This is a genomic window from Carboxylicivirga litoralis (assembly GCF_025499605.1).
Taxonomy (GTDB): Bacteria; Bacteroidota; Bacteroidia; order Bacteroidales; family Marinilabiliaceae; genus Carboxylicivirga; species Carboxylicivirga litoralis.
In genome coordinates this window covers 323062-336830 of sequence record NZ_JAFMVC010000002.1, presented here as the reverse complement: position 1 = coordinate 336830, position 13769 = coordinate 323062, and the positions used below count along the sequence as shown (strand labels likewise).

13 protein-coding genes are annotated in these 13769 nt (G+C 38.0%); 1 reads left to right on the top strand and 12 read right to left on the bottom strand.

The features are described from left to right. Positions 1–28: 28 nt before the first annotated feature. From J1N10_RS03555 to J1N10_RS03535, 5 genes are all read right to left on the bottom strand, one after another. Entirely contained in the window at positions 29–1366 is a 1338-nt protein-coding gene (locus tag J1N10_RS03555; protein WP_262325295.1) for an MATE family efflux transporter, read from the bottom strand. Positions 1367–1439: 73 nt separating this feature from the next. After that, positions 1440–3590 (bottom strand): peptidase domain-containing ABC transporter, encoded by a 2151-nt coding sequence (locus J1N10_RS03550; RefSeq protein ID WP_262325294.1) that lies wholly within the window; start codon positions 3588–3590, stop codon positions 1440–1442. Beyond that, the gene (locus tag J1N10_RS03545; protein ID WP_262325293.1) at positions 3591–4760 is read right to left on the bottom strand and encodes an HlyD family secretion protein; all 1170 of its coding nucleotides are present in this window, start codon (positions 4758–4760) and stop codon (positions 3591–3593) included. Between the two features lie 61 nt (positions 4761–4821). Beyond that, a complete protein-coding gene (locus tag J1N10_RS03540; protein WP_262325292.1) occupies positions 4822–5100 on the bottom strand; it encodes a hypothetical protein in 279 nt (92 codons plus the stop codon). 212 nt (positions 5101–5312) lie between these two features. Then, positions 5313–5465 (bottom strand): hypothetical protein, encoded by a 153-nt coding sequence (locus tag J1N10_RS03535; RefSeq protein ID WP_262325291.1) that lies wholly within the window; start codon positions 5463–5465, stop codon positions 5313–5315. Between the two features lie 84 nt (positions 5466–5549). On the opposite strand from J1N10_RS03535, the gene J1N10_RS03530 reads away from it, so the two are divergent. Next, a complete protein-coding gene (locus tag J1N10_RS03530; protein ID WP_262325290.1) occupies positions 5550–8777 on the top strand; it encodes a CHAT domain-containing protein in 3228 nt (1075 codons plus the stop codon). On the opposite strand, the gene J1N10_RS03525 is transcribed toward J1N10_RS03530, so the two are convergent. The 7 genes from J1N10_RS03525 to J1N10_RS03495 all read right to left on the bottom strand — a co-directional run bounded on the left by J1N10_RS03525 (position 8774) and on the right by J1N10_RS03495 (position 13712). Beyond that, positions 8774–9511 (bottom strand): hypothetical protein, encoded by a 738-nt coding sequence (locus J1N10_RS03525; RefSeq protein ID WP_262325289.1) that lies wholly within the window; start codon positions 9509–9511, stop codon positions 8774–8776. The genes J1N10_RS03530 and J1N10_RS03525 overlap by 4 nt on opposite strands. Then, positions 9501–10076 (bottom strand): RNA polymerase sigma factor, encoded by a 576-nt coding sequence (locus J1N10_RS03520; protein WP_262325288.1) that lies wholly within the window; start codon positions 10074–10076, stop codon positions 9501–9503. The genes J1N10_RS03525 and J1N10_RS03520 overlap by 11 nt, the downstream gene beginning before the upstream one ends. Before the next feature lie 168 nt (positions 10077–10244). Then, positions 10245–10964 (bottom strand): tRNA1(Val) (adenine(37)-N6)-methyltransferase, encoded by a 720-nt coding sequence (locus J1N10_RS03515; RefSeq protein WP_262325287.1) that lies wholly within the window; start codon positions 10962–10964, stop codon positions 10245–10247. A 3-nt stretch (positions 10965–10967) separates the two neighbouring features. After that, positions 10968–11732: a TIGR02757 family protein gene (locus J1N10_RS03510; RefSeq protein ID WP_262325286.1), complete on the bottom strand. Its 765-nt coding sequence runs from the start codon at positions 11730–11732 to the stop codon at positions 10968–10970. Positions 11733–11734: 2 nt separating this feature from the next. After that, positions 11735–12391, bottom strand: coding sequence for an ABC transporter ATP-binding protein (locus J1N10_RS03505; RefSeq protein WP_262325285.1), 657 nt, complete (start codon positions 12389–12391; stop codon positions 11735–11737). Between the two features lie 3 nt (positions 12392–12394). After that, positions 12395–13327, bottom strand: coding sequence for a calcium/sodium antiporter (locus J1N10_RS03500; RefSeq protein WP_262325284.1), 933 nt, complete (start codon positions 13325–13327; stop codon positions 12395–12397). A 10-nt stretch (positions 13328–13337) separates the two neighbouring features. Beyond that, the gene (locus J1N10_RS03495; protein ID WP_262325283.1) at positions 13338–13712 is read right to left on the bottom strand and encodes a twin-arginine translocase TatA/TatE family subunit; all 375 of its coding nucleotides are present in this window, start codon (positions 13710–13712) and stop codon (positions 13338–13340) included. Positions 13713–13769 lie beyond the last annotated feature (57 nt).

Below are 13769 nucleotides of genomic sequence, written 5' to 3'. Positions count from 1 at the left end.
TGATTTGGCAAACCCCAAACCTTGAACCTTAAACCCCATACCGTTTTTTATACAAGGCCCTGAAGCGAATAAGCAAAAATGCACCTGCAGATGCCAAACCTGTCAAATAACCAATCCAGATGCCAACCGGACCAATATTAAAAATAAAAGCACTCAAGTAACCAACAGGCACTGATAGCAATAAATAAGCTATTCCGGCTCCAACAACTGGCATTACCACATCTTCCAATCCTCGGAGAATACCCAAAGTAATTACCTGAATACCATCAAATATCTGAAATAAACCAGCCACCAACATCAAACCGGCTGCCACATTAATCACCTCCATATCTTCAACGAAAAGAGATGGCAAGAAATAACGCAGCAATAAAAACAGAATGCCTGTCGTTGTCATAAACAACACCACAATATGCAAAGATGCAAAAGCACTATTTTTCATCGATAGGTAATCTTTTCGTCCTCTGAAGATGCTGACTTTAACCGTTGTGGCCGATCCCAAACCCGAAGACATCATATATGTCAGGCTGGCAATACTCAACACAATTTGATGTGCAGCCAGGCTCACCGCACTAATCCATCCCATCATGATGCTTCCTATGCTAAAGGCAAATACCTCAATTATCATCTGCAAGCCAATAGGCAAACCGAGCTTCCAGATGCGTAAAAAAGCATCTTTTGAAAAAGCCGCCATCCTATCGCCTCTATAATCATTGAACAAGCTCAATTGACGCGAGACAACAGCAAATGCAATACTCATCATCACCCGTGACACCAGAGTTCCAATACCGGCTCCAAGCAAACCTAAAGCAGGTGTTCCCCAATGTCCATAGATAAACATATAATTGAGTACAACGTTGAGCACATTGCCGCCAATAGTAATATACATGGCCACCTTGGTATTACTCAGGCCTTCGGCAAATTGTTTATAACTATTAAATAGTTGCAGGGGTACAATCGACAATACTAAAAGAATGTAATACGGTATGGCTTCTTCAACCACACCGGCCTCCTGCCCCATTAATGGCATCATAAAAATAATCAACAGCGATAAGAGCGTCAGACCTAAGCCAACAATTACATTGCTATAAATTCCCTGATGAAACCAGTAAGCACAGGATGCTTTATCTTTTGCACCAAACGCCTTACCAACCAATGGAGTAATAGCAAAGGAGATACCAATACCAAAATACAGCACATTGATAAAAATACTATTGGCAAAAGATGCTGCTGCTAAAGGGATAGTGCCCACACGTCCCACCATAACTGTATCGGCCACATTCACCAACATTTGACCCGCCATGGCTAAAACTACCGGTGTGGCCAGCTTTATATTAGGCCAATAATGAGCAGCATACTTATTCTTCATCCTCTACCTTCTTAAAATTGAAGGCACAAAAATAATCAAAGTCTGTGGATGTATGCTCACATTAGAATGTTCATTAGCGATAATGATGCTTCATCATCTCGTAAAAACGACCATCTTTTTGTTTTTTGAGTTTGGAAACGGCTCCGGATTGTATGAGTTTTCCTTTTTCAAAGACGAACACCTCATCAGCAATATCAATCACACTCATGCGGTGAGCTACCATAATAATTGTCTTCCCTTCAGCTTTTAGTTTCTGAACCAAATCCATCACCACGGCTTCTGAGCGGTCGTCTAAAAAGGACGTGGCCTCATCGAATATATAGATTTGGGGGTTGAGATACAGCACACGGGCAATGGCCAATCGCTGGCGTTGCCCCCCAGATAACTGACTCGCATTTTCACCTAACCAGGTATACAAACCTTCGGGCAATTGCTCAATGGTTTCTTCGAGCTTTAATTGTTTGATGATAGTAAGAACACGTTTAACATCGGGCTGAGGATCGCCCAAAGCAATATTCTCAATGACATTACCAGCGAATAACTCAATATTTTGAGGAACAATGCCAACCACCTTTCGAAGGTCGGTCAAATTCACATGCTTAATATCTAAACCACCTATGCTTATCTCACCATTTTGTATTGGGTACAATCCCTGAATCAATGCGCCAACAGTAGACTTTCCGCTTCCACTATCACCCAATAAAACCGAAATAGTGTTAGCCTGGATAGAGAGATTAAAGTCGATAAACAAATCCTGCTCTAGCGTATACGAGAAATCGACTTTCGAAAAATTAATAACCCCGGTATCGGCATGACTAAACGGAATGGTTTGTTCTGTTTCTTGTTCATGGTCCAGCTCTAATAACTCAAACAAACGATCCATGGCTATTAATGCTCCATGTACACTTTTATTGATAGCAGCCAGGCGAGCCACCGGCCCGGTAAAATAGGCCGAAATGGCAAAGAAAGACATTAATTCACCAGTAGACATCTCGGTTTTAATAACAAATAAAGCGCCGGCCCACAGCACTGCCAAAGTCAATAGTCGGTTGATAAACTGAATACCTGAATTGGATAAAATATCCAACTTACCAGAGCGATATACCTGTTCCAGCACCTTCACGAGCCGGTTATCAACACCGTCGGCAAAATGCTCTTCGGCACCCATCTGTTTAATGGTCTTCACAGCCCTCAACGATTCAACTAACTGTATCTCCAGTTCAGCGGTTTCCTCCATCTTAGCACGCTCCAACTTCTTATTAATAGCATTTGTAATAGCCAATAACAAAAGGTAAACAGGAATAACGGCATAAGACAACAAAGCCAGTTTCCAACTAAACACCATCATCACCAAAAAAGCAATCACAATAACTAACACGTCAACAACCGACTCGACAGCTATCTGGTTAATAAAATTGCGAATTTTGACCGCATCATTCACCCTCGAAATCAACTCGCCAATACGCATACTGTCATAAAACTTCTGAGGTAGTTTAATAAGATGTCGGAAATATCCGGATATTAATGAGGTATCAATATTCTGACTTACGCGTAACACAAACCACGACTGCAACACGCCGATTAGTACCTGTACTACAAAAACAACAATCATGATTAAACCCAGCAGATTTAATAGATTATTATTGTGCCCAACCAAAACAAAGTCGGTGAGCTTCTGTATATAGAAAGCAGTAGATAGTCCAAGAAAAGAAAAAGCCAAAGCACCAAAACCAGACTGAATAAAAACGGCACGATGAGGTTTTATAACATTCCAGAAACGCCTGAAATTTGAAATCGTTTTATCGCCCTTTGAAAAATTGGTTGAAGGAATTAACAAGATGGCAATACCAGTCCACTTTTTTGAAAACTCTTCAATGGACAATTTTATCATTTTACCAATTGCCGGATCCATCACTTTCACATACTTCTTACTCACCTTGTAGACAACAACAAAATGATGGGTTCCTCCTGGTAGTTTTAAATGAGCAATAGCCGGTAAAGGAATTTCATAAGTTTCGGAAAGTTCAATTTCAATGCCTTTGGCATCAAAACCAATCATTTCGGCAGCTTTTATCAAACCATAGGCACTGGTACCGCCTTTATGTGTACCCGCGTGTTGACGTATGGTCCACAGGGGCAAACTCAATTTGTAATACCTTGCTACAGATGCCAGGCACGCTGCTCCACAATCGGTTGTATCATATTGCTGAATGGCTAATCTCATTTATTTTAATGCATTAAAACTTTTGTTTGGTATAACTTTAGGGTTGAACCAGTCGTCAACAGTATCAAACAATAATTGATATAATGAGCGTTTCGTAACAATAAATCGTGCAGTCAGGCTCATTCCTTTTTTCATATTTCCGACAACTCCATTACTCAATTGTAACCTATTATCCTTAAGCTGACAACGAATTAAGTACCGGTATTGTCCATCAACAAAAATAACATCATCGGCCACTTCAAATATAACGGCATCCAGCATGCCCCATTGATTATAATCATAGGTATCAATTTGTAATCGGACGGGCATGTCCTGAGCAATAAACCCAATATCTGAAGGAGAAATATAACACTCGGCTATTAATTCCTGCTGAGGTGACAAATAGGCAATCAACTGACTTTCAGTTAAGAAATTCCCTACTGCTACACCATTAAAATCAATAATACTGCCATCAAATGGAGCCGTCATTTGATATTGACTGCGTTGCTGCACCAAATTGTTCGCTTTTCGTTTTAGCTCCTGATTGGAAATGGTGTAATCGTTTCGTTCTTTTTCCCATCGGGCATGCGAAGCTGTCTTATACATTAGCAATTCATCTCGCGCTTCTTCGAGCTTAAAGGAGTCCTCCTGGTATGTATTGAGCGGTATTACTCCGTCGTTATGCAGTGCTGAAGTTCGCTTAAACTCAACGTTAAGCTTTTCTATTTTACGCTTAAACGTATTAATAGAAGTTGTATAGTCTTCTCTTTCCTTTAGATATAACGAGGTTTGGATAGCAGCATTTTCAAAGGCATTTAGCAGGTGGGTTATGTCATTAATGTAGCTTTGTTGTTGTTCCAGCTGCAGATTAATTAGCTGAATTTCATTCGTAAGACCACTCTGCTCTAATACAAGAAGCGTATCTCCCTTCTGTACCTTTTTATTCTCCGCCATATCGACACGTGTAACTTTTGCTGTAATCGGAGAATTTAGATGTACTGTTTTGTTAAGTGTTGTAATTACTCCTCTACTTTGCACCGAGACATCAACGTAAATAAATGGCAAAGCAACTAAACACGTGAAAAGAGCAATAAGAATAAGCCAATACAAACTGTAACCACGGTAGTTAATGGCGGAATAATGATGGTATTTGCTTTTACTCTGACTTGTTTTGGGTGTATTGACAGGCATAATTATTATCAGCTACTTCCCGAAAATAACATTTTTTTATTTAAGCCTTCAAATTAGTAAGTTATTTACGCACTTCTACTTTTTCATATTCGATCCAACGGATGCCGTCTTGAAAGAACCCTTGTTCCTCATAAACAAAACTATTGCTTTCTTTTGAAAAGTAAATAATAGCGCCTAATGAAGTCATTACATCTAAATAAAAATACAGCATACGTACAGACATACGTAGCTGCCCGGCTAACTCTATTGGCGAACCGGTTTCTTTGCGCCTAATCTCTTCGTCGATTAGCGCAATTGTTTTATGTACTTCGTGCTGTGGCAAATTTTGCTCTCTTATCAACTACACCGATTAATTTGAGGATAAAGAAGGTGAGGGGTACTAGGTGAGATAATGTGAGAATCGGGAATCTATAAGGGAAACCGCCTCACCTTCTTATGTTCCTACAAACAGCCTGCGTTCAGACTTCTACTAATCGGGATAGTCATAGTTTTTTTAATGCTTTTCATTTTGTCAGCTCGTCCAAAGCCGCTTAATGATAGAACATGAATTATTTAAAGTTTCACTTTCGTATTATCACTCTGATTAACAGGATCATTTTTTGAATCGCCACTATCGCCACCAACAACCTTTTTTAAAAAGGAGCTGTCTTTTGCCATAAACTTTTTAAATTGTGCCTGTTTTTTTGTATTAACTAAAGAATTCATGTTACTGTCGTATTAATGGTTTCTATAGGTTAATTGCAAGAATCGGGAAGCGTAACACCTTTTTTTGAACTTTTTTTAAAAAAAATGAGCAACAAACTACTCATATTGCTGTTAATGTGCACATTAAGTACTATAAAAAAAGTTTATTCTCAAGAAAGCAATGATAACATAATATTATTTACGAAGCATTATTCGTCCAATAATTTCGAAAAGGCGGCAAAAATTGGTACAAATATTTTAAGTTCCGAAGAATCAAGACCTAAAGATGATGAACGTTTTCGTTTGCTATACAAAACTATTCGTTCATATGCTTATGCCGGTAAAATGCCAGATGCCTATAACTTGCTTAAGCACATCGAAGTCAATCAAAATGATTGGCTATTCTCCAGATATATTCAATTATATCAGGCAATAATTGCAATTGACATAGACAAAAACACTGAGGCCAAAACAATCCTGGAAGGTCTCCTTAAAGAAGACAACTCCACTTTTTTGAATGATTCAGTGAAAGCCAAAATATACCATAACATGGCAGTTATCAGTTATAAAGAAAATAACCGTGTACAGCAACTACAATACCTACGTCAATCATTTGAATTAGAAAAGAAAACATTAATAAGCAATGCCAATTATGAGAACTATAACTTATCGGTAGAAGTATATGCGGGTAACCTGTTCGGTAAATATCGGCAATATGAGGAGGCTTATAAAGTGTTTCAGGAAGCAATTGCTTTACCTTTTAATAAAACAATTGGCTTGCACAACCATGCCTTATATCAAAACTACATTGGACTATTACTTGGCATGGGCATGGAAAATAAAGCTCAACCTTATATTAACCAACTTACTAAGTTTTATCAAAATAAGGAAGAATACCTTTTAAAGGAGTATATATCCCACTTGAATACCCTTGCAAACCATTATTGGATGCAAAATAACTATACCAAATCCATTTTGTACGCATCCAATGCTTTATCAATTTGTTCAAACAAAGAACAGCTGAAAGAACTAAAAGATGTTGCATATTATAACTTAATACGCTGTTATTTTGACTTACAAGAGTATGAAAAAATGCGTTCTTATCTCTTGAAAAATATTGGAGAATGTAAAACAACTAATCAAGAAAGTCTTGCTTATGCCTATTTAAATACTGGCATCAACCTTGCGAAAATATATAATGACGAAATAGCCTATTCTTATATAGATTCGGCATCACACCTTTACTACAATAAACTTAAACTACCTAAAGATAGGACATTCGAAAATATTATTGCTCGTGCCTACTATGAATTGGGACAGTATTCGCAATGTCTTTTCCATTTAGAAAATGCAAATAAAGTTATGGTTCTTAATGGTAATTATGAATCTTACTTTTTTTGGGATAACGAATATGAACGAGCATTATGCTACCATCAACTTAGTTTTTTTTCTAAAGCATACGATTTGCTTAAAGTTGTAAATATTGAAATGTTAAAGAAATATCCTCATTTACTTGACAAATCATCAACTATACAAAACAGTCGATTTGGTTTGCTATATAGAAATGTAAATATTGCCTTGGCAGAAAATCTTTACAACCAGTATCTAAAAAACAAAGACTTATCATTACTTGAAAAAGCTTTTTCTTATATTTCCGAAGCTGAACAAGGCATAAAGTTATTACGAAGCAAACAAAATTACGACAGAGACAGACTGGTTGCAGGTGAATTGTATTATAATTTCACCGAGCAAAGCACCAAAGTGAGCATGGCTCTTTATGAAGCAACTGGTAAGAACGAATATTTACAAAAGGCATTTGATTTCGTTCAGAAAGGCAAGGCATATGCTTTAATGCAAGGGATTAATGAGAAACGCTATAAATTGAATTCGGGTGTTCCCCTAAAAATGATTAATGAACTTAATGCTTTTAAAAAGCAATACGATCGCTATGAGAAACACTACAACGAAGCTTATTTTTCATCAACAACGGATAGCAGTTTGATTGCCTCTCTCAACAACCAAATGAGCCAAAGCATGGCTAACATAGACAGCCTTAATGATTTAATCAAAAAACAATTCCCAGAATATCATCAGGAGGAGGCGAGAGCCCCATTTTTAAGCATTGAGCAAATTCAGGACCGATTAGGCAAGCACCAGGTTATTGTTGACTTCTACCAAACCAACTCAGAAATATTTCGCTTTGCCATTAACAAAGACACCGTATTATGCGATGTTATCGTAACAGAAACTGATTTCAAGCAATGTTTTAAACTTGTTACCAAGGAGGTATCAACCCCTTTTATCGGGCAGCATACCAAAGAGCATACTCAAAAGTTTGCAGCTGCGGCCTATTCACTCTATAACCACTTGCTAAAAGGCTTAGAACCATTAATTGGTGATAGCGAATTAATTATTGTACCTCACGGAGAACTTTCATATTTACCGTTTGAGATTTTGCTTACAGAGGATGTTTCAATGCAGAAACCAAAATTTAGCGCTTACCCCTGGCTAATAAAAAAACAAACAGTTAGCTACTCGTATAATACAGCCATGCTCCACAATAAAAGTGCAGAAGCTATTCCGTTTAGCAAGATTCTTGCATTTGCCCCCAAGTACAAAGGGAATGTATCAACTGATTCAATAAGGCTTGATGAAACAATAGCATTAGATTCAGTGCTAATGCCACTACAAGGTGCTAAAGAAGAAATTAAAGCCATTGAAGCGCTTTTCTCAACCAAGTCGTATACCGGAGATGAAGCCAACAGAACCAACTTTATCGAATCGATGCAAGATAATTACATCTTGCACCTGGCAATGCACTCGTTAAACGATGAGGTGCAGCCATTCAATTCGCAATTGGTGTTTGCCTCTGACGACAGTTTATCAGGTAGTTTTACAGCCGGTGAAATTTACAATTACAGTATTAAATCACCATTGGTTGTGTTAAGTTCATGTAGCACGGGGCGTGGACAAAAACAAAGAGGAGAAGGGTTACTGAGTATCGCCCGGGCTTTTACATATGCCGGTGTTGAAGCCCAGGTAATGACTCTCTGGCCAGTTAACGATAAAAGTGGAGCGTCAATAGTCGAAGATTTTTATACGCAACTGGATAATGGTTTAGATAAGAACAAAGCTTTACAAGTAAGTAAACTGAACTATTTATCAAGTGCCGACGGTGTAAAGTCTCATCCCTATTACTGGGCCAATTATGTGTTAGCTGGCAACACAAATCCTGTTAAACAACAAATGCCAAAAGGCCTGTTTATTTACCTTTTAGCATTTGCTATGTTGTCGGTTATTATCTTCTTCTACGTCGATAGAAAAAAATCTTAAAACTTCATTTTTCCTAAAATTTCCTCCGCTTGCTTAGCATATTTATTACCACTCGTTTGCAACTGTGTTAATAACAGTTCTGCCTGCTGATAATCTTCCAGTTTTAGATAGCATAAAGCCATATACCACTTAATCTGCTCTTCGTAAAAAATAGCAATATCCTGCGTGGCCTCTAGTTGTTGCTGAGCTTCTTCAATATTACCCATCTCCAAATAGCAAAGTCCAGTAAAGAAACCAGCCAGCTCCTCGTTCTCAATGCCCAGCTCTTTAAAAGCCTCAATGGCAGCCGGCATATCACCCGACTGGTATTTTGTTAGAGCGGCATCAAACAATGTCGATTGCTCACCTCCACGCACAGTCATATCGGCTCCATACGGGGTATAGTATTCTACAAACACCTGATTGCCGGTATAGTTTGAATCCTTTAACAGGCCTAAATAACTTCCAAGGCCAATGACTACAATAACAGAGGCTGCAGCTAACCAATAGTTGATTTTAAATGAATGACTCTTTTCTTCCTGCTCTTCCAGAAATTCGTTTCCAATCTCCTGTAATTGCTTTTTAAAATCATCATTTTCAGCCTTGTCATTGGCAATGGCATACAATACTTCCTGCTGCAATTTCATATCTTCATTAAGTTGAGCATCATTGGCCATTTCCAATTTTAACTCCTGACGGTCTTCAGGTGATAACTCATTGGTAAAAAATTGCAATATTCTTTTATTATAATCCATACTTTAACTCTTTATATTCAGGATCAGCTTTAATCATCTCCAACAACTTCTTATTGCACATCGATTTTCGGTTTTTAGTATAAGCCACCGAGCTAAAAGCCAATTCGGTTGTTATATGCTCATTAGTAAAGCCAATAGCCACGAGGCGCAAAACATCCTGACAAATTTTTTGAATTTTGTTGTAATATTTCAAGTACAAGCGTCGACGTTTTTCAAAAAGCTCTTTCTCATGAATTTCACTTTCCAATTCGGGGATTTCATCGTTTAGCACTTGATAGACAGGTGCACCTTTTCTTTTTCTAAGTTCATATAACCACAGGTTTTTACAAACAGATACAAAATAGGTACTAAATGAACTGACTAAAATCGGCTTTTCTTGTTTTGAATAAATGGCGATAAAAGCATCCTGCATTATTTGCATAGCATCTTCATTGGTGCCGCTATTATCGGTAATTATTGTTTTTACCTGTCCCCACACCAATTGCATGATGTACTTTATAAGCTTACTATCCCTGGAATAGACGGCTTCCAACAACTCACTATCTGTATATTTCCTTTTTAACATCTTTATTGTTTTCCAACGCTAAAATAGTGATTTTTATTTAATTGTTGTTTTTACGAATGTTAAATGGCACTTATTACCACCAGTGCACATATGCACAATTCTAACATTTATCGCACTTATATACTACTGAAAAATTATATAATATGTTGCATTTAAACTTGAAAAAAATCACATATTAAGGTAGTAGGCTTTAGTCAATGCAATGTAATCATCGGAATATCCATGGCGCCCCTTGTCTTCAATTATCATTTCATCAATCTCAGCCTGCTCTATCTGTTGCTTGGACAGTTCGATCAAAACACGAACATATGATTTTTGTGGCGTTGGTTTAATTCGGGTAATTCTATGCGGACAAAAACCTTCCTCAATCGCCATTTTTTTAAACTCTTCCTCAACATCAAAAGGTAACACTACAGATAATTTACCCCTTGGATGACTTACGCGATAGGCATTTCTAATTAATTCCAGATAAGAAAGAGACTCGGTATGACGCGCTAAATTACGCGAATGATTGTCGCTTTTATAAGCTTTATTAAAAAAAGGTGGATTGCAAACCACATGATCATACATCGTATTGCTATCCCTGACAAAGGCTTGCAATGTGCTATGTTTAACCTGCAACCTTTCTTTCCAATCAGATAATCCAAAATTATCCTTTGCTTGCAATACAGCACCTTCATCAATATCAATGGCAGCAATTTTAGCCGCGGCATTTCGTTGCGCTAACATCAACGCAATCAAACCCGTTCCAGTGCCAACATCCAAAATAGTGGTACAACCTTCAACATCTGCCCAGGCTCCTAACAACACCCCATCAGTACCTACTTTCATAGCAGCCTTGCTTTGATGAACAACAAACTGTTTAAATTGAAAATATGAATTTGCCATTCCTTAAAAACGCTCGTTAACACCCAGGCTAAACAACGCAAAATCGTATTTAACCGGATCATCTGCATCCAGCAAACGTAAAGTCTGCATCAGTTCATCTACAGCCTTCATATCATTTTGCTTACGGGTTAAAATACCCAGCTCTCGCGACACATTACCGGTATGTACATCCAATGGCAGTAACAAATCGGCAGACGATATATTCTTCCAAAGCCCAAAATCGACACCTCGCTTATCATCACGCACCATCCAGCGCAAATACATGTTTAAACGCTTAGCTGACGCACCCTTTAAAATATTAGCGACATGTTTATGTGTTCGATGTGGCGAATCAAAGCTCAAAAAAACCTCCCGAAAATGTACTAAAGCCGGTTTTATATCATCTCCTTTGTAAGCCGAAAGAAATAACTTCTCAAGCCCACCACAATTGGTATAAATCGCTTTTAACGCTTTTAAAAAGTAGAGGCAGTCAACGGATGAAAAAGTACGGTAATAGAATTTTTCGAAACGATTCCAGTCAGAAGGTTCAGAATGCATTAAAAATTCATAGGGCTCATGCTCTAATAAAGCCATTAAATTCTTTCCGCTTTTGATGATTAGGTCACGCCTACCCCATGCAATGGTTGCAATTAAAAAACCTGCAATTTCAATATCTTCTTTCCGGCTAAACTGGTGCGGAATAGAAATTGGATCATTTTCGATAAAATCCGATCGATTGTATTTATCAACCTTTTCTTCTAGAAAAGACTTTAAATCTGTTAAATCCATTGTTACGAATTACAAATCAAACCATCCTTAATTTCAATCATGCGGTCGCACATTTTGGCCAAATGGTAATCGTGCGTTACAATAACAAAGGTCTGATTAAAAGCTTCACGCAATTCGAAAAACAACTTTTGCAGTTCCTCCTGGCTATGCGAATCTAAATTTCCGGATGGTTCATCGGCAAATACAACTGCGGGCTTATTAATTAAAGCACGAGCGACAGCAACACGTTGCTTTTCACCTCCACTTAATTCGGCTGGCTTATGGTCGAGGCGATGGTTGAGGCTTAAAAAGGATAATAACTCTTTGGCACTTTCTTCAGCTTTCGCTTTCGATTGACCATTGATTAGAGCTGGTAACATCGCATTTTCCAGCGCATTAAACTCAGGCAATAACTGATGAAACTGAAAAACAAATCCGATTTTTGTATTTCTAAACCTGGACAATTGCTTGCCAGATAAAGAGCTTAAGTTAACATCATCCAGAAACACATCTCCTGATGAAGGTTTATCCAGTGTCCCTAAAATTTGTAACAATGTGGTTTTACCGGCTCCACTGGCTCCAACTATCGAAACTACTTCTCCGGCATCAATATTTAAATCGATTCCTTTCAGAACTTCCAGCTCTCCATAGCTTTTTCGGATTTGCTCGCATTTAATCATACACTATACAAATAACAGATAAATATATAGGACATAAACACTCAAAAGAATAGCTCCTTTCCAACGCGACACCATACCTTTTGACAATGGCAGAATGCTAACAAAAAGCAAAATGGCGATTGCAAACATCCACCAGTAATCAGTATTCACCATTGATGCATTAACATTAACTGGCTTAATCACTGAAGTAACACCCAGTACAGCCCAAATATTAAAAATATTTGAACCAATGATGTTACCAATGGATATGTCAGACTCTTTCTTGATGGCAGCCACCAATGAGGTAGCCAGTTCAGGAACACTTGTCCCTAAAGCAACCACAGAAATACCAATAACACGTTCGCTAACCCCAAGGTTACTTGCAATATCCTTAGCACCAATCACTAACCATTCTGCTCCAAAATACAAGCCGGCGGCAGCCAAAAGAAATAACAAAAGAGCTTTCCATAATGCCATGGATGGTATTTCGATTTTCTCTTCCGCCTTACTCTGCTTGCGACTACTATATACCGCCCAAATAATATACAATCCAAGTAATACCAAAAAGATAATTCCTTCGACTGATTTGAGAATAAGATTCTGACTCGCGATCATTAATCCAACAGTAGCTGCCATCATCACTAACCAATCAAGCCAAATAGCTTTTTTCTTTACCTTAACCGGATAAACAATTGAAACCAGACCAAGTACTAAAGCAATATTGGCAATATTAGAGCCAACCACATTACCAACGGAAATATCAGCAGCTCCATCAAACACAGCTCTCAAACTTACCAGTAGTTCGGGTGCTGAAGTACCGAAGGCAACAACGGTAATACCAATCACCAAGGTAGACACTTTAAAATGACGTGCCAGTTGCACACTTGACTTTACCAGCCAATCACCACTAAAAAACAACAGCACAAATCCGGCTAATAAAAATAAAATTGGGGGCATATATCACTATTTATTTATCCACAGAATCTTCGCGAGAGACAGGTCCATCAGGCGTAGTTGGAGGCACATCTTTACTATTTTTTGAATCCTCCTTTTCTTCATTTAAATTATAAGGATCCAAGTCAGCTGCTTCTTCTTCAATGGCTTTATTGACCTCTTTCACCTCCTGAGTAAGCTCTTTCTTCGTTTCTTCAACCACTTCAGTAATATCACTGGTGTTTTCCCTGAACTCTCGTTTTATTTCATCAGAAGCACGGCGAAATTCATTCATTCCTTTTCCAAGCATACGAGCGACGTCCGGAATACTTTTCGCACCAAACAACAGCAGTACAACCAGTACTACAATAATAATCTCTCCTCCGGAAATAAAAAGAATCGTATTCATAATCTAAATTTTCAGATTCAAAGATAATAAAATAGCAGCAGCTTTATAAAAGAAAAG